This is a genomic window from Schwartzia sp. (in: firmicutes), from assembly GCF_978017985.1.
This window is the reverse complement of sequence record NZ_CDXDFU010000102.1, coordinates 1-18,657: the sequence shown is the minus strand read 5'-3', so window position 1 is coordinate 18,657 and position 18,657 is coordinate 1. Positions and strand designations below refer to the sequence as shown.

Annotated in this window: 20 protein-coding genes and 1 other annotated feature; of the genes, 13 read left to right on the top strand and 7 right to left on the bottom strand. The window is 50.4% G+C overall.

Annotation, left to right across the window (positions count from 1 at the left end; all coding sequences use genetic code 11):
* The 4 genes from ACY69O_RS04790 to ACY69O_RS04775 all read left to right on the top strand — a co-directional run.
* Window positions 1-694 (top strand): lyase family protein (locus tag ACY69O_RS04790; RefSeq protein WP_462332327.1); only part of this gene is annotated, 694 nt, incomplete at its 5' end.
* Between the two features lie 42 nt (window positions 695-736).
* The gene (locus ACY69O_RS04785) at window positions 737-859 is read left to right on the top strand and encodes a CD1871A family CXXC motif-containing protein (protein ID WP_462332326.1); all 123 of its coding nucleotides are present in this window, start codon (window positions 737-739) and stop codon (window positions 857-859) included.
* Entirely contained in the window at window positions 852-1,697 is an 846-nt protein-coding gene (locus ACY69O_RS04780) for a 4Fe-4S binding protein (RefSeq protein ID WP_462332325.1), read from the top strand. Before ACY69O_RS04785 ends, ACY69O_RS04780 begins: the two co-directional genes overlap by 8 nt.
* A 13-nt stretch (window positions 1,698-1,710) precedes the next feature.
* Window positions 1,711-2,226 (top strand): TlpA family protein disulfide reductase, encoded by a 516-nt coding sequence (locus ACY69O_RS04775; protein WP_462332324.1) that lies wholly within the window; start codon window positions 1,711-1,713, stop codon window positions 2,224-2,226.
* Between the two features lie 88 nt (window positions 2,227-2,314).
* Here ACY69O_RS04775 and ACY69O_RS04770 read toward each other — a convergent pair whose 3' ends face one another.
* Together ACY69O_RS04770 and ACY69O_RS04765 are read right to left on the bottom strand one after the other, a co-directional pair.
* Entirely contained in the window at window positions 2,315-3,094 is a 780-nt protein-coding gene (locus ACY69O_RS04770; RefSeq protein ID WP_462332323.1) for an enoyl-CoA hydratase/isomerase family protein, read from the bottom strand.
* Window positions 3,095-3,144: 50 nt separating this feature from the next.
* The gene (locus ACY69O_RS04765; protein WP_462332322.1) at window positions 3,145-4,740 is read right to left on the bottom strand and encodes a carboxylesterase/lipase family protein; all 1,596 of its coding nucleotides are present in this window, start codon (window positions 4,738-4,740) and stop codon (window positions 3,145-3,147) included.
* Window positions 4,741-4,967: 227 nt separating this feature from the next.
* Between ACY69O_RS04765 and ACY69O_RS04760 the strand changes: the two genes are divergently transcribed.
* The 3 genes from ACY69O_RS04760 to ACY69O_RS04750 all read left to right on the top strand — a co-directional run bounded on the left by ACY69O_RS04760 (window position 4,968) and on the right by ACY69O_RS04750 (window position 8,982).
* Window positions 4,968-6,071, top strand: coding sequence for a TFIIB-type zinc ribbon-containing protein (locus tag ACY69O_RS04760; RefSeq protein ID WP_462332321.1), 1,104 nt, complete (start codon window positions 4,968-4,970; stop codon window positions 6,069-6,071).
* Window positions 6,072-6,084: 13 nt separating this feature from the next.
* Window positions 6,085-6,978: a TPM domain-containing protein gene (locus ACY69O_RS04755; protein WP_462332320.1), complete on the top strand. Its 894-nt coding sequence runs from the start codon at window positions 6,085-6,087 to the stop codon at window positions 6,976-6,978.
* A gap of 111 nt (window positions 6,979-7,089) precedes the next feature.
* A complete protein-coding gene (locus ACY69O_RS04750; RefSeq protein ID WP_462332319.1) occupies window positions 7,090-8,982 on the top strand; it encodes a fructose-1,6-bisphosphatase in 1,893 nt (630 codons plus the stop codon).
* A 51-nt stretch (window positions 8,983-9,033) separates the two neighbouring features.
* Here the strand turns inward: ACY69O_RS04750 and ACY69O_RS04745 are convergent, their stop codons facing one another.
* Genes ACY69O_RS04745 through ACY69O_RS04730 form a run of 4 tightly spaced genes read right to left on the bottom strand, consistent with a single transcriptional unit; the run spans window position 9,034 to window position 11,786 of the window.
* The gene (locus ACY69O_RS04745) at window positions 9,034-9,585 is read right to left on the bottom strand and encodes a 2-oxoacid:acceptor oxidoreductase family protein (protein ID WP_462332318.1); all 552 of its coding nucleotides are present in this window, start codon (window positions 9,583-9,585) and stop codon (window positions 9,034-9,036) included.
* A 1-nt stretch (window position 9,586) separates the two neighbouring features.
* Window positions 9,587-10,423 (bottom strand): thiamine pyrophosphate-dependent enzyme, encoded by an 837-nt coding sequence (locus ACY69O_RS04740; RefSeq protein WP_462332317.1) that lies wholly within the window; start codon window positions 10,421-10,423, stop codon window positions 9,587-9,589.
* Window positions 10,420-11,571 (bottom strand): 2-oxoacid:acceptor oxidoreductase subunit alpha, encoded by a 1,152-nt coding sequence (locus ACY69O_RS04735; protein ID WP_462332316.1) that lies wholly within the window; start codon window positions 11,569-11,571, stop codon window positions 10,420-10,422. Before ACY69O_RS04735 ends, ACY69O_RS04740 begins: the two co-directional genes overlap by 4 nt.
* Window positions 11,572-11,573: 2 nt before the next feature.
* A complete protein-coding gene (locus ACY69O_RS04730; RefSeq protein ID WP_462332315.1) occupies window positions 11,574-11,786 on the bottom strand; it encodes a 4Fe-4S dicluster domain-containing protein in 213 nt (70 codons plus the stop codon).
* A 346-nt stretch (window positions 11,787-12,132) separates the two neighbouring features.
* Window positions 12,133-12,381 (top strand) — a binding site (T-box leader).
* Between the two features lie 40 nt (window positions 12,382-12,421).
* Between ACY69O_RS04730 and pheA the strand changes: the two genes are divergently transcribed.
* Both pheA and aroF read left to right on the top strand, forming a co-directional pair.
* Entirely contained in the window at window positions 12,422-13,276 is an 855-nt protein-coding gene (gene pheA, locus ACY69O_RS04725; RefSeq protein WP_462332314.1) for a prephenate dehydratase, read from the top strand.
* Window positions 13,277-13,312: 36 nt separating this feature from the next.
* On the top strand, window positions 13,313-14,347 hold the full coding sequence (gene aroF, locus ACY69O_RS04720) for a 3-deoxy-7-phosphoheptulonate synthase (RefSeq protein ID WP_462332313.1): 1,035 nt from the start codon (window positions 13,313-13,315) through the stop codon (window positions 14,345-14,347).
* A 78-nt stretch (window positions 14,348-14,425) separates the two neighbouring features.
* On the opposite strand, the gene clpX is transcribed toward aroF, so the two are convergent.
* A complete protein-coding gene (gene clpX / locus ACY69O_RS04715) occupies window positions 14,426-15,748 on the bottom strand; it encodes an ATP-dependent Clp protease ATP-binding subunit ClpX (RefSeq protein WP_462332312.1) in 1,323 nt (440 codons plus the stop codon).
* Window positions 15,749-15,948: 200 nt separating this feature from the next.
* On the opposite strand from clpX, the gene ACY69O_RS04710 reads away from it, so the two are divergent.
* The 4 genes from ACY69O_RS04710 to ACY69O_RS04695 all read left to right on the top strand — a co-directional run.
* Window positions 15,949-16,302 carry a hypothetical protein gene (locus ACY69O_RS04710; protein WP_462332311.1) on the top strand — a complete coding sequence of 118 codons (354 nt, stop codon included), beginning with the start codon at window positions 15,949-15,951 and terminating at the stop codon, window positions 16,300-16,302.
* Between the two features lie 309 nt (window positions 16,303-16,611).
* Window positions 16,612-16,812, top strand: coding sequence for a 50S ribosomal protein L31 (gene rpmE, locus ACY69O_RS04705; RefSeq protein ID WP_462332310.1), 201 nt, complete (start codon window positions 16,612-16,614; stop codon window positions 16,810-16,812).
* 123 nt (window positions 16,813-16,935) lie between these two features.
* Window positions 16,936-17,886, top strand: a complete 951-nt coding sequence (locus ACY69O_RS04700) for a DUF1385 domain-containing protein (RefSeq protein WP_462332328.1) — start codon at window positions 16,936-16,938, stop codon at window positions 17,884-17,886.
* A 21-nt stretch (window positions 17,887-17,907) separates the two neighbouring features.
* Window positions 17,908-18,657, top strand: a 750-nt coding sequence (locus ACY69O_RS04695; protein ID WP_462332309.1) for a peptide chain release factor 1, incomplete at its 3' end; no start/stop codon positions are given.

The following is an 18,657-nucleotide window of genomic DNA, read 5'->3' as shown; positions in this document are numbered from 1 at the left end:
GGTCTCCGGACTGCCGGTGGTCATGGCCGAGAACTACGTGGAGGCCAGCTTTGACACCGGGGCCTACGTGCAGGTCTCCGGTCTGCTCAAGCGCTTCGTGGTGAAATTGTCCAAGATCTGCAACGATCTGCGCCTGCTGTCCTCCGGCCCTCGCTGCGGCCTGAACGAGATCAACCTGCCGCCGCGCCAGCCCGGTTCCTCCATCATGCCGGGCAAGGTGAATCCGGTTATCGCGGAGGTTCTCGACCAGGCGTGCTATCAGGTAATCGCCTGCGACCTTGCTGTTACCTTCGGCGTTGAGAACGGACAGTTTGAACTCAATGTAATGGAGCCTGTCATTTCCTATAACATGTTCCTTTCAATGCGCTGCCTCACCAATGCCATCAATACCTTTGTAGATAACCTGCTTGTAAATCTCGAGGTTGATGAGAAACGCTGCCGTGAGCTCGTGGAGCACAGCGTAGGAATCATAACGGCACTCATGCCGCATATCGGATATGAGAACTGCTCGGCGCTTGCAAAAGAAGCATACGAAACCGGCCGTCCTGTCCGTGACCTGGTGCTTGAGCATGAATACCTTACGGCAGACCAGCTCGACCACATTCTCCTGCCGCGGGAAATGACCACACCGGGTATTGCGGGTGCAGCTTATCATGAGTACAGAAACAGTCTGGCGCACATGAAAAAGGACTGAGCCTGTTCTGTGAATATATAGTCGAATACCGGGGTGACTGATATGAAGAAATATCTTTGGCTTGCGGCAGTGGCGCTGCTGGCTGCAGGGATTTACCTGAATCAGCCGCGGCAGGTTTTTGGCAAAGCTGCCCGAATATGTCTGGAGTGTATAGGAATTGGCTAAACGTACTATTACACAGATTTTCGCTACACTGCTTTATAACCCGTATATTTCGGAGCTTTCAAGCGGGCGGATATCCAGAGAAGTGACGAAAAATGTATGCGTTCCCGGACTTAACTGCTATTCCTGTCCCGCAGCGGCAGGGGCGTGTCCTCTGGGTTCACTGCAGAGTTTTTTCTCGGGGGCTGTTCCGAAGTTTCCGGCGTATGTGCTTGGAACTTTACTCCTGTTCGGACTTCTGTGCGGACGGGCAATTTGCGGCTGGGCGTGTCCGTTTGGATTTATACAGGAGCTTTTGCATAAGCTTCCGGGACCGAAGCTGAAAAAAACAGGGCTTACACATAAGCTGAGCACACTCAAATACCTTTGGGCGGTTATATTTGTGCTGATTCTGCCCTTTGCCTTCTATTTCATGACAGGCATCGGCGTACCGGCCTTCTGCAAATTCATCTGCCCTGCGGGAACACTTGAAGGCGCAATACCGCTTCTTTCGACGAACCCAATGCTGCGTACGGCGGCAGGGTGGCTGACAGTATGGAAATTTTCTATACTGGCGGTTTTCCTCATACTCATGGTTATTGCATATCGACCGTTCTGCCGATGGATGTGCCCTCTCGGTGCATTTTACGGGCTTATGAATAAATACTCGGCGGCGGGTATAGCAGTGGATTCGTCTTCCTGCGTGCACTGCGGCAAATGCGCCGCTGTGTGCAAAATGGATACAAAAATCGCAGGCGACCGCGAGTGTATTTCCTGCGGCAGCTGCGTTTCAGAATGTCCGACCCAGGCGATCAGATTTAAAAAGTTATCAATCAAAAATGATAAACCATCAGAAACATAAGGAGGAGATCACTATGAAAAAAACATTATTCACACTGGCTGCAGCAGGTATTCTGGCGTTTGCTCCGGCATTCGCACCCACGGATTTTGCTCCGCAGATTTCCTGTACTGCAGAAGCCGTAGCTGCTCCTGACCAGTCACTGACGAACCTGCGCGACGGCAGTGTCACTTCAATAGCAGAGCTTTCGCAGAGCAAGCCGCTGTTCCTGAATTTCTGGGCATCTTGGTGCCCACCGTGCGTAGGTGAAATGCCGTCAATCAATGAGGTATATCAGATGTATGGGGACAGAGTAAACTTTGCGGCTGTTTCCGTAGATTATCCCATAGATGACGCGTATGCATATCTCCGCGGACAGGGCGCCGGCCTCTCGCTTCCGTTCTATACCGGCGACGGCAATGCTCTCTCGAATGCGTATAATCTTAACGCAATCCCGCAGTCGTATCTGATTGTCGGAGGTCAGATTGTAGGACACCATGTTGGAGGAATGACAACAGGAGAATTGAAGGCGTTTATCGAGTCTGCACTGTAAGCTCCTGCTAATCACATGAATAAGAAAGCAAACAGCCCGTTTCCTTTGGGAAGCGGGCTGTTTTTCGCGTTCATATGATTTTTATGAATTATTTTCCTACAAATTTGGGCGCGCGTTTTTCGGAGAAAGCCTTCACGCCTTCGCGGAAGTCCTCAGTGCCGAGAAGTGACGAAGACGCAAGGGATTCAAAGGTAAGCGTTTCTTCGAGGGACGCGCTGTAATCGTTTACGGCTTTTTTCGTCATGGCGATTGCCAGCGGTGCGGTTGCACCAATCTTATCCGCAATAGCAAGCACTCTTTCGCGAAGCTCATCCGTTTTGAAAATACCGTTTACGAGATTAAGCCGTTCTGCCTCATGTGCGCTTACGGGGCGTGCCGTGAACATAAGCTCTTTTGCTTTTGCGAGGCCGACAGTTTTTGCGAGGAAATAGAAGCCTCCGCAGTCGGGAGAAAGACCTACGTTTACGAAGCTCTGAATGAATTTTGTCTCTTCTGATGCATAGCAGAGGTCGCAGGCGATGGCAAGATTGAAGCCTGCCCCCGCGGCAACTCCGTTTACCATAGCGATAACGGGCTTTGTAAGGTCGTGAATCCGTTTTACTATAGTTCCTACCCTTACAATGAAACGGCGGCGTTCAGCAGTGGTTTTCAGTTCATCAAGCGAGCCCAGGTCTCCTCCTGCGCAAAAGGCGCGTCCTGCACCTGTTATTACAACAGTGCGGACATTATCGTCTTTTTCGGCCGTATCGAGCTTTTCAATGATACCTTCAACAAGGTCAAGACTCATTGAATTCAGGGATTTTGGACGGTTCAGTGTGATGAGTGCGACTTGCCCCAAAACTTCGTACAGCGTTGCTTCTTCTGACATACAGGTTTCTCCCTTCATTTTTGGAATATGACTACGGAATCAAATTGATTTCAGATTTCGTAGATATAGCGCAAATCCTGCAGGGCTTTCGTATTCAAATCCCTGTGGCACATGCAGCCCTTTGAGTTCAGCTCCATGGTCCAGCGGTTGGCTGCAGTATATTTTTCCCAGTGAGGAATGAATTCATTGTCAGGGCTGCCCGTAGCCGCAAATGCCGTCCAGGAGGCCTGAATCTGCCTTATCAGCTGCGGCGAGGGATTCGGTGCCAGGTCGCAGGGAATGTTAAAGGTATAGGGCAGGTCAATGGCGTGGCAGGAACGCAGCCTTTCATTCGTTGACTGCTCACTGAAGAGATAATAGTAAACATCGTCGAAGGACGATTGATATTCAGACGCAAGCTCCTGACCTACGCGCCAATCCAGCTGATTTGCAAAGTTGGCGAAAAGCTCCTCTGTATGGGGGCGGCCGTTAAGCCACATTTTATAAATTTCTTCATAGGTCTGTGAAGCATGTGCATTCTTGGCAGTGTATTTTTGCATAACGGGTGAAAGCTTTGGATAATCCTGATGAAGAATTTCAAAGAAGTTGTCCATATAAAGCAGCCAATACCGCCACTCGTCTGCGGTGGTACCCGTCAGGAATTTTATCCCCTTGGCTCCGCCTTTCTTTAATGCCTTGAAGGGATTGGCCGGCAGGTATTTTCCGTCGCAGGTAGGCAGGTAATCTCTTACAGTTTCAGCCACGCGGGCATTTTTGACCTTAACGTAAAGCTCTACAAGCTCTGCGGAGGTTTTTTTCATAAGACCGCTCATATTCTTTTCGCCGCTGAGCTTCAGATAGGTTTCCGCGACCTGAGCGGAGGATTCCGGTGTATTATACATGTACGAGTTTGCAGACTGAGGAATTGTTTTCTGGAAAAGTCCTTTTGCTGCAGGGAGAACAGCCAGCATCATATTTGAGATTGCACCGGCGCTTTCGCCGAAAATCGTGATGTTGTCAGGATTTCCGCCAAATTCCACTATGTTTTCCTTCACCCATTTCAGTGCCGCGACCTGATCCTTTATACCGAGATAGCCGCTGTCTTCGTAGCTGGGGTCGATACTTGAGAAGTTCACAAAACCTAAAACATTTATTCTATAGTTGAAGGAAACTACAACGACGTCATAGGCTGCCGCTATATTTGCTCCGTCGTAGCTGGGATCGCTGCTGCCGCCGCTCTGGAAGCCGCCGCCGTGGACAAAAACCATGACAGGCTTGTTCTTCTTTCCGCCCCGTGTCCAGATATTCAGCGTCAGGCAGTCTTCGCTTTGAGGATTTTTTGAGGCAAGCTCCTGAGCGTCATTTACCTGCATAGCAGCATAGCCAAATTTTTTGGCGTCAAAGGTCTTGTCTGACGGCTTCAAAGCCTCAGGGGCACGCCAGCGCAATTTTTTTACAGGAGGCTTTGCATAGGGAATACCGAGCCACGTGCTCACACCGTTTTTGCCCTGGAAACCGTTGAAGGTGCCGTAGCGGGTTTTGACACTGCAGCTGTCTGCAGCAAAAACCTTTTCATACGGAAGGAAACCCAAGGTGCCGGCGGCAAAAAAGCCCATTGCGGCAGTCTTGATAAAATCACGGCGATTCATTTTGTGGAAATTCGACATTATGCGTTCACTCCTTTTTTCTTTTATTCATACTGATGTATCTGTCGGATTGTGATGTTATTTTCACGTGTCCACTTACAGAGTTCGACGTAAATATACTGATTCCTGCTATGCAAAAATATTTTCGGGGTATATATTATATTCATGACGTGATATTTCTACCAACGAATTTTTGAAGCCGAGGGGAGTGCATGCTGCGCTCTCCACGTCGTAAAGGAGATTAAACAATGGCAGAGAAAACAGTCAGCTACAAATGTCCCAACTGCAGCGGCCCCCTTGAGTTTCAGCCGGGAAAGGAAACTATTACCTGCGAATACTGCGGTACGGAGCTTGAGGTTGAGACGGTAAAAAAGCTCTTTGAGAAGGAGCAGGAGCGCGCCGCACAGGCAGAGGAAGCAGAAAAAACGAAGTGGGATACAAAGAGTGCAGGAAGCGAATGGGAAAGCGGGGAAACGGATAATTTCCGTAAATTTACCTGCTCGTCCTGCGGTGCGGAGATTGTCAGCGACGAGAATACGATGGCTACAGAGTGCTGCTACTGCGGAAATCCCACTATGATTCCGTCGCGTTTTGACGGAATGATGCGCCCGGATTTCATCATTCCCTTCAAGAAAACGAAGCAGGATGCCGTGAATGCCCTGAAGGAGTTTTACAAGGGGAAGATTCTTCTGCCGGGGGCATTTACGGAAAACAACCGTGTGGAGCACATTCAGGCTATGTATGTGCCCTTTTGGCTTTTCGATTCAAAGGTTCGCATGAATGCCAGCTTCAAGGCAGAGGATGACAATATCATTGATACGCCGGATGCCATTATTACGAAGACCAGCGTTTATGACGCGGACCGTGAGGGAACGATGGCATTTGAAAAGGTTCCTCATGACGGAAGCAGAAAGCTGGACGATGACTACACGCAGAGCATTGAGCCCTTTGACTACTCGGAGCTGGTGGAGTTCAACGCCGGATATCTTGCGGGCTATCTTGCGGATAAATATGATGTGGATGCTGATGAGGCGGCAAAATACACGGAGGAACGGGTGGGGCAGACTGCCCTCGATGAGCTTCAGGCTACAGTGACCGGATATACCCGTGTGGACTGCAAATCGCAGTCGCTGTATCAGGAGGACAGCAATGTTTCATACGCTATGGTGCCTGTGTGGATTCTGACGACGAGATATGAGGATAAGCCATACACTTTTATGATGAACGGTCAGACGGGAAAATTTGTGGGCAGGCTCCCATACAGCAAGACGAAGGCGGCTCTTTACGGAGCGGTTCCGGCAATAGTGTCTCTGCCTGTATTTTACTATATCGCCAAATGGCTGCTGAGCTGAGGAGGGAATGATGATGAAAATGATGAAAAGGTTTTCCGTCTTTTTCTTTGTGCTCATGCTTTTAAGCGCTGCAGGAATGTTCGGTGCTGAACGGGTTGAGGCGGCATCCACGGCGGACAAGCTGACTCAGACAAAACAGGTAACTCAGGCAAAACAGCCAAAGCAGAATCAGGCATCATGGGGACAGGACGAGCCTCTTGTTTACGTGGAGCAGGGATTAAATCTCATTTCTGCGGAAAAACAGGCAGAGCTTACGAGAAAGCTTGAAGCTCTCAATGCGAAATACGGTGTGCACGTGGGAATCCACATCGTAAAAAATCTTCCTGCCGGAGCAGCGAATCTTGAACAGGAAGCAAAGCGTTTTGTGGAGAGCGGTGTCTACAACGAGGGAACGAACGGCAGCATGGTGCTTTACATTACCATGAGTAACCGAAAATACTATATTGCCACGGGAAATTACATGAACCGCCGCATTACCAGTGCAACAGGTATACCATATATTAAAGACGAAATAGTTCCTGCACTCAAGGATAACGAGTTTGACCGTGCGGCAGAGCTTTTTGTGGACGCGGCGGAAAAGGAGCTGGCATATTACGCGGAGGAAGGCGAGCCCTACGACCCGGCAAATGAGTTCAGCATCTGCGCGCTGCTAATCGGGCTTATCGGCGCAGCCTGTGTAGGCTTCTGCGTATGCGCGTATCTTGTAAGCTGCATGAGCAATGTTTCCTTCGCGGGGCAGGCGGACGAATATCTGGACAGGGATTCCTTTGAGCTCACTTTTTCAGAGGACACCTATCTTTATACGACTACTACTGTCACGCCGAAATCGAAAGGCAAGGACGACGATGACAGCTCAAGCAGCTCAAGCGACAGAGGAAGCACAGGCGGAGGTGGCGGAAGCTTTTAAGGAGAATATTTACAGGCGTGGCCGTAAGTGTTTTCTTTGTTGTTTGATTTTCAAAACGGGTAAAATCTGTTAGAATGAAAGAAACTCTTTTCGTAAAGGGGCATTATCCGTATGAAGCAAACAGAGCAGCCGATTCGTCATGAGAAATATCTGCGTCTGCTTTCTGAAAAATATCCTACACCTGAGGCTGTCAGCGAGAGGCTTATTCATTTGTCGTCGCAGCTCACTCTGCCGAAGGAAATTGAGCATTTTCTGAGTGACCTGCACGGAGAGTATGGCACGTTTTCACATATTCTGAACAACCGCTCGGGAGTTATACGTGAAAAGGTTGCCTATGTTTTCGGAGACAGAATGAAGGAAGACGAGCAGGCTGAGTTCTGCACGCTTCTTTATTATCCGGCGGAAAAGCTGGAGAGTCTTGAGAATGAGGGGCGCATAGTTCCTAACTGGTATGAGGAAACTCTGGCAAAGCTGCTGGAGCTTGCGAAGGTAATGTCGTACAAATATCCGCTGGCAGAGATTTCGGAAATGATTCCTAAGGCTTTTGCTTCGGTTATTGTGGAGCTTATGAATACGCGTCCTGAGGCGGATCCGGCGCAGTTCGAGTATCATAAACGCCTGCTGTCATCCATTGTTGAGGTGGGAAGCGCGCCTGCGTTTATCCGTGTTTTTTCCGAGCTCATAAAAAGGCTGGCTGTCGGAAGGATTCACATCGTCGGAGACTTTTTCGACCGCGGTTCGCGTCCTGATGCTATTCTTGATGATGTATTGGATTATCCGTCCCTTGATATTCAGTGGGGCAACCACGATATCCTTTGGATGGGGGCGGCATGCGGCAGTGATGCCTGCATCGCGAATGTGGTAAGGAATAATCTCCGCTACAACAATACGGAGGTGCTTGAGAACGGTTATGGAATCGGACTTCGCTCTCTGACACTGTGGGCGTCCCGTCAGTACCCCGATGAGGCGCCTATAAAGGCAGCTGAGCGCGCTATTTCAATTATCATGTTCAAGCTGGAGGGAAAAATAATTCACCGCCATCCGGAATTTGACATGGATTCCCGTGTGCTTCTTGAGGCTGTGGATTACGAGAACGGCACCGTGAGGATTGACGGCAGGGACTACGCTATGAATCAGAGGGTATTCCCGACCATTGACCCGAAGGACCCGCTGAAGCTCTCCCCGGAGGAAGAAGAAATCGTGAACGAGCTTCGTGCTTCGTTCCTCGCAAGCGAACCGCTCCGCCGTCATGTGGAGTTTTTGTACCGCAGGGGAAGTGTCTACACATGCTGCAACGGCAATCTGCTTTTCCACGCCTGCGTCCCTATGAACGCGGACGGCAGCTTTACAAAGGTGACTGTCGGAGGCGGTGACTACAGCGGCAGGGCATATTTTGATTTTGTAGATGAGGCAGCCCGCCGTGCGTGGGCCGGCAGGGATAAGATTCTTCTCGATTACATGTGGTATTTCTGGTGCGGCCGCGAATCCGTATTCTCTGGCCGTGAGTTTAAGACCTTTGAACGCATGTTTGTTGATGATGAGAGCACCTGGGACGAGCCTGATGATCCGTACTTCCAGTTTATAAATGATCCCGATGCGTGTGAACGCGTGCTTGCGGAATTTGGCCTTGATCCGTCACGCGGTCACATAATCAACGGCCACGTTCCCGTCAAAAAGGGCGAAAGCCCGGTAAAATCCGGCGGAAAGGCTATCGTCATTGACGGCGGTTTCTGCCATGCTTATCACAAAAAGACGGGAATATCAGGCTTTACCCTGATATCCAATTCCAGAGGACTCCGCCTGTTGGCACATCAGCATGTTGCCGATGTCCGCACGGCTCTCAGGGAGAACCGTGATATTGAGTCTGTGTCGGAAACTGTGGAGCTGCAGTCATATCATCTTACTGTGGCTGATACTGATGAAGGCGCGGCAATGCGCGAGGAAATGGAAGACCTCAAGGCACTGCTTCTGGCATATCATAACGGAACTATACAGTCTGCATAAAAATAACCCCCTAACCTCGGATAAGTCCATGGTTAGGGGGTTTTTACGCTGTTAAGCAGCATTAGTTCCTTTTTCATTGTTTCCCGCAAGCTCTATACCGGCGGCAAGCGCTTTTTTGTTGGCTTCCTCAGTGCCCTTAGGTACACGGGCAAGAACCGCCTTTGTAAGGGATTCGACGGAAACACATTTTGTGAGTGCGGCCACCGCACCGAGCGCCACGATATTCGCAAACAGTGTTTTGCCGCAGACCTTGGATGCCGTGCGGGTGATAGGCAGGTCAACACGGTGTGCGTTGACGGGTACTGTCTGAACGAAAAGACTGTCCGTTATGATGAGGCTGTCATCTGTGCAGTCGGAGGCATATTTATCCGCGGCCTCCTGACTCATAACGAGAAGGGTTTCCGGGTGCATGACGCGTCCGAAATGTATAGCGGCATCCGAAATAATGACTTCGGCCTTGGAGGAGCCTCCGCGGGCTTCAGGGCCGTAGCTCTGGGACTGGATTGCCATCTTCCCGTCGAGGAGGGCAGCCTCTGCCAGAATTATGCCGGCGGTGATAAGGCCCTGTCCGCCGGTGCCTGAAAAACGAAATGTGTGCTTCATATCAGTTTCCTCCCTGCATGGCGGCCTGCGCACGCGCGATGACCTCGTCATATGCCTCTGTGTATTCCTTGCGGTCAGTACGCTCAGAAAGCACACCGATGGGGAATTTGCCGGCCTTTTGCTCGTCCGTCATTTTGTTCCATGCGGCGAGAGGAATGCCGTGCTGGCGCTGCCAGTCCATCATGAGAGCAGCCGCACCCATTTTGTTCTGACGGCCGAAGTTCGTCGGACATGCCGATACTGCTTCGATAAGGCTGAAGCCCTTGTGCTCCAGTCCTTTTTTGATTACGTCAACAAGAAGCTGCGTGTGGTATGTTGTGGCACGGGCAGTATATGTCGCGCCTGCGGCCTGTGCCAGAGAAGGCAGGTCAAAATCCTCCTCGATAGTCAGGTACGGGGCGGTTGTTGCCTTGCTGCCCACAGGTGTCATTGGTGAATACTGGCCGCCTGTCATGCCGTAGATGCTGTTGTTGAATACAACCAGCGTCAGGTCAATGTTTCGGCGTGCCGCGTGTATAAGATGATTGCCGCCGATAGCCGTGCAGTCTCCGTCACCGCTGACAACAATGACATGAAGCTTGGGGTTTGCCATCTTGAGGCCGCTTGCGATAGGCAGTGCGCGGCCGTGAAGCGTGTTTGCCGTGTTGAAATCAAGATATCCTGAGGCACGGCTTGAGCAGCCGATACCTGAAATGATGGCGACTTCGTCCTTTGACCAGCCCTTCTGGTCGATGGCCTGAATGATGGCGCCGGTGATGATTCCGTGTCCGCAGCCCGGGCACCAGAGGTGCGGCAGACGGCCCGGACGGAAATATTTTTCTACGAGAGCTTCTTTCATGCCTCTGCGCCTCCTGCCATTTTTTTGATTTCCGCGAGCATCTCTTCAGGAGATGCGGATTCATTATCGTATTTTGCGTAAAGCACAACAGGAACTTTTCCGTGCGCAGCACGTTCAACCTCAAGGAAATACTGTCCACAGTTCAGCTCGTGGACGAGTATGCCCTTGACCTTGCCTGCAAGCTCCTGAATTTCCTTTTCTGCAAAGGGCCAGATGGTGACAGGGCGGAAGAGTCCTGCCTTTATGCCTGCTTCGCGGGCCATGTCAACGGCATCGTAAGCCGTACGTGCCGCGCCGCCGTAGGAAATTACCGCGTATTCCGCGTCTTCCATGCGGTAGCTTTCTGTCATTACAATATCGTCAAGACAGTCGGTGAGTTTCGTGCGGAGACGGTCCTGAGAAGTACGCGTTGCTTCGGGAGTACCCTTAGGGAAGCCTGTTTCATCGTGCACAAGACCGGATACATGCCAACGGTAGCCGCTGCCGAAAGGAGCCATGGGCGGAACCTTCGTGCCGTCTACGGCCTTGTAGGCAAGGTAGTCGGCAGGATCTCCTGTGGGAACCTTGCGCGGGCATTCGGGGAGATTATCGTAGCTGTCGGGAAGGTCTATGCGCTCACGCATGTGCCCGACTACTTCATCCATAAGGAGAATAACAGGACAGCGGTATGTTTCGCTGAGCTCAACGGCACGGCGTGTGAGGTCAAAGCATTCGGGAACACTCGTTGGAGATACGACGATGCACCAGTGGTCGCCGTGTGTGCCCCAGCGTGTCTGCATGACGTCGCCCTGGGAGGGTGACGTGGGCTGCCCTGTGGCAGGACCTACACGCTGAACATCTACAACTACACAAGGAATTTCAGCGCTGCAGGCGAGACCGAGCATTTCCTGCTTTAAGGAGAAGCCCGGACCACTGGTTGCAGTCATGGCTTTAACTCCGCCAAGAGATGCACCGATTACCGCACCCATGCCGGCGAGCTCATCCTCTGTCTGCATGAATTTTCCGCCGACCTCAGGAAGACGTTTTGCCATGCCTTCCGCAATTTCAGTTGACGGCGTGATAGGATAACCGCCGTAGAAACGAACTCCTGCCGCGATAGCGCCTTCGACAACGGCAGAGTTTCCCTGCATCAAAAGTACACGACTCATCCTCACGCCTCCTTTTCTACAAAAATAGCATAATCAGGGCACCGCATCTCACACTGCCCGCAGCTAATGCAGTCATTTTCTTTGCCGTCCGCAATGGCGGCTTTGTTCAACTCGGTAATAACGAGTACCTTTTTTGGGCAGAAATACGCGCAGATGCCGCATCCCTTGCACCGTTTTGTAATCAGCTTCAGACTCATGAGTCCGGCCCCTTTCATTCCAACTCTGGTTTTTATACCATACACCACTTACTATATCACAACAATATGTTGTATGCAATTATTTGTATGAAAAATATATACAATTATGCATAGGAATGTATACAGATAGACAATAAAATAACGAAAATGATATACGTAAATGTAAATGTTGGTGAAGGTTTGAAAGATATACGCGCACGAAAGAAAGATAAAAGGATAGGGGGTTATGCTTTTGGATTCGCAGGCTTATACGGAGAAATTTGTTAAAACACCGTGCAATTTAATGGACAAATAATTTGCGATTTTTGAAAAAACGTCTTGATTTTGTAAACCCTGTATGTTATCATAGACACATCGTACAGAGAGAAAAGCGAAGAACCGGAAAAGTACCGTACGGGGAGCCGTTCAGAGAGCCGGGGCAGATGGGAGCCGGCCGGGGAGACGTACAGGAAGTTCACCGGGGAGCTGCCCGTTCAGGGGCGTATGCCAGCAGACGGAGCCGGAGCCTTTGCCGTTAAAAGAAGGAGCCTGTCGACCTTTGTCCGCAGGCGATGAGATATCCGCTTAGGCGGATGAAGCAGGGTGGTACCGCGAGCACAGCCTCGTCCTTTGACAGGACGGGGCTTTTTTGATTGGCAATGGAGGGTGTGGAAATGAAAAAGATGGGTTTCCTGGGACCGCTGGGGACGCACAGCGAAGCAGCGGCGATTTACCTTCGCGATGAGCTGAAGGAAAGCGTTGAGCTTGTTCCCTATCCGGATATATATTCGGTGATGCAGGCTGTTGTCGAAGGTGAGCTGGACAGCTGTCTCGTTCCTATAGAGAACTCTCTTGAGGGGGCAGTGAACATCACGCTTGATACTCTTGCAAGAAGTGAGGCTCTGGTTGTGAACCGCGAACTTATCTGGGGCGTGCACAACCATCTGATGGCGAAGTGCTCCTCCGATAAAGTGAAGACGATATACAGCCATGCACAGCCTTTGGCGCAATGCAGAGAATGGCTGGATAAAAATTTTCCGGATGCGGAGCGCCTTGAAGCAGCCAGTACCGCACAGGCAGTAAAGCTTGCGGCTGAAAGTCCTGATGAGGCGTGTGCCGCGGCAATCGGCACGAAGCGTGCCGGAGAGCTTTACGGGCTTTCTGTTCTTGCTGAGGAGATACAGGACAACGATACCAACTGTACCCGCTTTTATGAACTCTGCCGTCAGCCTGCCCATGTGCTTCCGAAGGGTGAGAAGGGACGTGCGCTGGTGATATGTGATATTGACGGTTCCCGTGCAGGAAGCCTTTTGGGAGTGCTGCAGGAGTTTGCGGAGCGGGGAGTTAATATGACGAGGATTGAGTCGCGTCCGAGAAGAACGGAGCTTGGACGATATATTTTCTTCTTTGACCTTGAGGTTGAGGGAGACAATCACGACAGGCTGCAGGACTCAATCGCGGCGGTCAGAAAAAGAAGCTTATGGCTGCACGACCTGGGAGAATTTCCTGTCATCTATGCCTTGAAATAGAATTAAAAACAACATATATAAAAGGAGACGAAAAATATGGTAATTATCATGAATCCCGACGCAACAGCGTCTGATATCAAAGGTGTAATCGAGGTCATTCAGAATGCAGGGCTTACTGCTAAGGTTATGGAGGGCGCACAGCAGCAGATTGTAGGCGTTATCGGCGATAAGACTAAGCTCGGTTCTGTGGCTATAGACGCACTTCCGGGAGTTGAACAGAGTGTTGCAATCTCCAAAAGCTATAAGCTTGTCAGCCGTGAATTTCATCCTCAGTCCAGCGTTATTGATGTAGACGGAGTGCCTATTGGCGGAGATACGTTTGTGGTCATGGCAGGTCCGTGCGCAGTTGAGTCCCGCGAGCAGCTTTTTGAGGCGGCTGAAATCGCTAAAAAGGGAGGAGCGCAGTTTCTCCGCGGCGGCGCATACAAGCCGCGTACTTCTCCGTATTCATTCCAGGGACTTGAGGAGGAAGGTCTTAAATATCTTGCCGAAGCTAAAGAAAGAACAGGACTCCGCATAGTTACGGAGGTAACTGAGGTTGAGGCAGTAGAGGTTGTCGCGGAGTACGCAGACCTCCTGCAGATTGGTGCCCGCAACATGCAGAACTTTCGTCTTTTGAAGGAAGTAGGGCGCTCCAATAAGCCTGTTCTTCTGAAACGCGGTCTGGCTGCAACTCTTAACGAGTGGCTCAATGCTGCGGAATATATATTAAATGAAGGAAATCCGAATGTCATTTTCTGTGAGCGCGGAATCAGAAGCTACGAGACATATACGCGCAATACACTCGATCTCAGTGCGGTTGCTGCAGTAAAGCATCTTTCGCATCTGCCAATAATCGTAGACCCGAGCCACGGAACGGGAAAGTGGCGTCTTGTAAAACCGATGGCTCTGGCTGCTGTTGCATGCGGTGCTGACGGTCTTATTATGGAAATGCACCCGAATCCGGCAAAAGCTCTTTCGGACGGTCCGCAGTCTCTGACTCCGGATAACTATTATGACCTCATGAAGGACGTCAATAAAATGGCAAAATTCATGAAGGAGGAAGGTATTCAGAGCGTAGACCTTTCCTGAGGATATAGCTGCAAATGAAAACCGCTGCGTGCGAACCTTTTGTTCACCGCAGCGGTTTTTTGTGTTTAATTTTTGTGTTTAAGCTGAAATCTTTTTTTGTTTTTTAGGTTTTTCCTGCTTTTCGGAAGGAGTAACCTTGGGCTGTGCGCCTTTTGTTATGCAGTCCTCTGTAATGCGGACAATACGCGGCTCGTCAGAGCGGGGGATATCGAACATGACATCAAGCATGACGTCCTCGATAATTCCCTTCAGACTGCGCGCGCCGGTTTTTCTTTTGATGGCTTCCTTCGCAACGGCGCGGAGAGCGGCATCGTCGAATTCAAGCTCAACGTTGTCCATTTCAAGCAGCTTCTGATACTGGCGTACAGGTGCATTGACAGGCTCGGTGAGAATGCGGAGAAGCGCGTCCTCGTCGAGAGTTTCAAGGGTGCAGATGACAGGCAGGCGTCCGATAATCTCAGGAATAATGCCGTATTTCATGAGATCCTGCGGGGTTACCTGACGAAGAAGGTCATCAAATTTCGGTTTGTCATTCTCGCCCTCGACCTTTACGCCGAAGCCAATACTTGCTTCGGATTTCTGCAAGCGTTTTTCGATGATTTTATCAATACCTACGAAAGCGCCGCCTACGATGAACAGAATGTTCTGGGTGTTGACCTTGATTGTCGGAGCCTCAGGGTGCTTGCGCTGACCGCGTGCCGTAAACTCAACAACGCTTCCTTCAAGCATTTTCAGGAGTGCCTGCTGTGTTCCTTCATGTCCCGGGTCTGCGGTTATGGAATTGTTTTCGCCGGATTTTCGTGCAATCTTGTCGAATTCGTCAAGATAAATGATACCGTGCTCCGTGCGGTCGATATCCTTGTCGGCGGCGTAGTAAAGATTTCTTACGGCTACTTCAACGTCAGCGCCGACGAAGCCTGCCTCCGTGAGGCTTGAAGCATCCGTAACGGCGAACGGGATATCAAGAAGCTGCGAAAGATGCGACAGGAGTGCGGTTTTGCCGCAGCCTGACGGGCCGAGCATGATGACGTTGGATTTTTCGATTTCAGTTCCGTCAGAGTGCTCATATCCGTATTTCATGCGCTTGTAGTGATTGTAGACGGCTACGGAAAGAATTTTCTTCGCGTGGTCCTGGTTGATGATGTATTTATCCAGGTACTCCTTGATGATGTGCGGCTTTGTATTTTCAAGCGAAGTGTTGAGCGCGTCCGTAAAATCCTTTTTCTCGTGCTCTGCGGCCTCCTGCTCATGAGCTTCGAGGAAATGGTAGATATCTTCAATACAGTTTTTGCAGATTGCGAATCCGGACTGCGGGTCAAAAATCGGCATATCATATTGATTCTTTATAGTCACGAGGCGCTTGCAGAAGCTGCAGACGTGCTGCATCGGTGCTTTTGGCATATTATTCCCCTCCATGTGTTTTTTTATCCTTTGTGAAAGAATATAGATAATCTATTATATTATGGTAGTTTTTAGGAAAATTTTCAAGGAAAATTTGCATTCATTTAACTGTTACAAAATTCTGAATTCGTGGTATTATAGAGGACAGAGTATGGATATGCTCCTAAGGGCATATCAAAACAGAAAAGGGGTATTTTTATATGAAGACAGCAGATTATTATTCCCAGCTTTTCAACATCCTTCGCCTCCGCCGCCGCAAGCTGTCGGCACAGGAAGCCGCAGACCGCCGCGCGTTTACTGCAGTAAGCAGCGCAGTCCGCACTGATCTCGCCAACGCAAGGAAGGCATTGGCTGAGCTTGCTCCCGAGGATGATATGGGACGCCTGCAGGCTATTGTAAATGCGGGCTATTCTCTCCACTCCTGGACACATGACGGAGCAAAGGGAGAGGGCTTCAAAAAGAATGCGGAGCTTTCCCTTTACTACGGACGTGCAGGGCAGGGCATCAAGGCTGTCAGCGGCAAACGTGTGGAAGTATACCTGAAGCAGCGCTGAGAACATAACTCGGCAGAAGTTGTCCTCTTCCTTTATTGGTTAAGGAGGGGCAAATAACACGCGTTGAGCATATATCTTTTGCCTCGTTGAAACGCTGACAGAGGAAGTTTTGCCTTTGGCAAAACTTGAACGAATGCGTTATAACTCACTTGACACTTTTTCGGTTTTCGTGTAAAATAACGAATTACGAGTGGACGAACTGTCGTCTGCTCGCGGACTGCCCGATTCCCCTACACGGGATACGGGAAAACCAAGCGAGCGCATAGTTTGCTTGTATCTTTACCCAGTAGGGGAAAGCGAGGTGTAATCATGAAGGCTGAAATTCATCCGGAGTTTTTTGAGGCTACGGTCGTCTGCGGCTGCGGCAATACGTTCAAGACGGGTTCCACGAAACAGGAGCTTCACGTCGACGTTTGCTCCAAATGCCACCCGTTCTTCACGGGTCGTCAGCGCGGTCAGGCTAAGGGCGGTCGTATCGAGCGCTTCAAGCAGCGTTATAGCAAAGATTGATGGTTGGAGGCAGGGCAGCGATTGTCCTGCCTCTTTTTGTTTTTGAAGATATATCGGTAATCCTTTTGAGGAGGGTTTCTGTTGAGTGATAAATATGTGCAGCGTGATTCCGGCCAGTGCCTGATGGTTGGCGGACAGGCTGTTATCGAAGGCGTTATGATGCGCGGTAATGGCAAGGTTGCTACAGCCGTGCGTGAACCTAACGGGCGCATTACTGTAGATGTGAAGCCTGTTGATTCCATAAGCGACCGTTTTCCTATATTGAAATGGCCGTTTCTCAGGGGCGTTGTGTCCCTTGTAGAATCTCTCGTGCTTGGTCTTCGTGCGCTCTCTTTTTCCGCGCAGAAGGCGGGAGATGAGGATGAGCAGCTTTCTGATATGGAGCTGGCCGGCACAATGATCATTGCGCTGGTGCTTGCAATGGTGCTTTTTGTGGCTATTCCTACAGGAGCAGCAAAGCTTTTTGCTGAAATTACCACAAGTGCCGTTGCCTTGAATCTCATGGAGGGCGTTCTTCGCCTTTTGATTTTCCTCGGTTATTTGTGGGGAATTTCTCAGATGAAGGATATATACCGCGTATTCCAGTACCATGGGGCGGAGCATATGACAATCCATGCGTATGAGGCAGGCGGACCGCTGACTGTTGAAAATGTACAGCGTTTTCCTCGGCTTCATCCGCGCTGCGGAACGTCGTTCCTGCTTATCGTTATGATTGTCAGTATTTTTGTGTTCGCCTTTCTGGGCTGGCCTGACCTTACGACGCGTATCGTGAGCCGTATACTTCTGATGCCTGTGGTAGCAGGTGTTTCTTACGAGTTTATACGTCTTGCGGGACGTTCCACTAATCCCGTGGTGCAGCTTGCAACGAAGCCCGGACTGTGGCTCCAGAAGCTCACCACAAATCCGCCGGCAGATGAGATGGTTGAGGTTGCTATAGCTTCTTTGGCGGCCGTTCTTCCTGAGGAGGAACGTGTGCGGATGGGGCTTCCGGCAAATGAGGACGGGGCATTGTCCGAGGAAAATGAGGCTGATGAGTCAATGGCCGCTGCGGCTGTTACTGCTGCGGAAGAGTAATTATGTTTTGGAGAGAGTAAATTGCTGGAGAAATTACAGGCAGTAGAAGATAAATACAGAGAGCTTGAGTCAATGCTCAGCGACCCTGATGTGCTTGCGGATATGAGCCGATGGCAGCGCGTTAATAAAGAGCATGCGGCAATGACCCCGATTGTGGAGAAGTTTCGTGAATACCGTAAGGTCGTGGGCGACATTGAAGATGCCGAGGCTATGATAGAAGAGCAGCTTGATGATGAGATGCGTGCTCTTGTTATGTCTGAGCTTTCAGAGCTTCGTCCGCGGCGTGAAGCATTGGAGCAGGAGCTTCCGCTTTTGCTTCTTCCTAAAGATCCCAATGATGATAAGAACGTCATTGTGGAGATTCGCGGGGGTGTCGGAGGCGAAGAAGCTGCTCTCTTTGCGGGAGACCTGTTCCGCATGTATACCCGTTATGCGGAAAAACAGGGGTGGCATGTATCTCTGCTTGATTCCAATCCTACAGAGCTTGGCGGATTTAAGGAAATCTCTTTCTCCATTGAAGGCTATGGTGCCTTCAGCCGTATGAAATATGAGAGCGGAACCCACCGCGTGCAGCGTGTTCCGGCGACGGAGTCACAGGGGCGCATTCATACTTCCGCGGTAACTGTCGCTGTTCTGCCTGAGGCGGAAGAGGTTGAGGTAGAAATAAAGAACGAGGATATCAGAATTGATACGTATTGTGCTCACGGCGCAGGCGGACAGTATGTCAACCGTACGGAGACTGCGGTGCGCATAACGCATTTTCCAACGGGG

What these genes read in the sequence shown, in the direction of transcription:
- clpX (WP_462332312.1), bottom strand. Translation starts at nt 15,748, where the DNA reads ATGCCAAAAGCACCGATGCAGCACGTCTGCAGCTTCTGCAAGCGCCTC.
- pheA (WP_462332314.1), top strand. Translation starts at nt 12,422, where the DNA reads ATGAAAAAGATGGGTTTCCTGGGACCGCTGGGGACGCACAGCGAAGCA.
- aroF (WP_462332313.1), top strand. Translation starts at nt 13,313, where the DNA reads ATGGTAATTATCATGAATCCCGACGCAACAGCGTCTGATATCAAAGGT.
- ACY69O_RS04755 (WP_462332320.1), top strand. Translation starts at nt 6,085, where the DNA reads ATGAAAATGATGAAAAGGTTTTCCGTCTTTTTCTTTGTGCTCATGCTT.
- ACY69O_RS04740 (WP_462332317.1), bottom strand. Translation starts at nt 10,423, where the DNA reads ATGAAAGAAGCTCTCGTAGAAAAATATTTCCGTCCGGGCCGTCTGCCG.
- ACY69O_RS04770 (WP_462332323.1), bottom strand. Translation starts at nt 3,094, where the DNA reads ATGTCAGAAGAAGCAACGCTGTACGAAGTTTTGGGGCAAGTCGCACTC.
- ACY69O_RS04700 (WP_462332328.1), top strand. Translation starts at nt 16,936, where the DNA reads ATGGTTGGCGGACAGGCTGTTATCGAAGGCGTTATGATGCGCGGTAAT.
- rpmE (WP_462332310.1), top strand. Translation starts at nt 16,612, where the DNA reads ATGAAGGCTGAAATTCATCCGGAGTTTTTTGAGGCTACGGTCGTCTGC.
- ACY69O_RS04735 (WP_462332316.1), bottom strand. Translation starts at nt 11,571, where the DNA reads ATGAGTCGTGTACTTTTGATGCAGGGAAACTCTGCCGTTGTCGAAGGC.
- ACY69O_RS04785 (WP_462332326.1), top strand. Translation starts at nt 737, where the DNA reads ATGAAGAAATATCTTTGGCTTGCGGCAGTGGCGCTGCTGGCTGCAGGG.
- ACY69O_RS04745 (WP_462332318.1), bottom strand. Translation starts at nt 9,585, where the DNA reads ATGAAGCACACATTTCGTTTTTCAGGCACCGGCGGACAGGGCCTTATC.
- ACY69O_RS04775 (WP_462332324.1), top strand. Translation starts at nt 1,711, where the DNA reads ATGAAAAAAACATTATTCACACTGGCTGCAGCAGGTATTCTGGCGTTT.
- ACY69O_RS04765 (WP_462332322.1), bottom strand. Translation starts at nt 4,740, where the DNA reads ATGTCGAATTTCCACAAAATGAATCGCCGTGATTTTATCAAGACTGCC.
- ACY69O_RS04710 (WP_462332311.1), top strand. Translation starts at nt 15,949, where the DNA reads ATGAAGACAGCAGATTATTATTCCCAGCTTTTCAACATCCTTCGCCTC.
- ACY69O_RS04760 (WP_462332321.1), top strand. Translation starts at nt 4,968, where the DNA reads ATGGCAGAGAAAACAGTCAGCTACAAATGTCCCAACTGCAGCGGCCCC.
- ACY69O_RS04750 (WP_462332319.1), top strand. Translation starts at nt 7,090, where the DNA reads ATGAAGCAAACAGAGCAGCCGATTCGTCATGAGAAATATCTGCGTCTG.
- ACY69O_RS04730 (WP_462332315.1), bottom strand. Translation starts at nt 11,786, where the DNA reads ATGAAAGGGGCCGGACTCATGAGTCTGAAGCTGATTACAAAACGGTGC.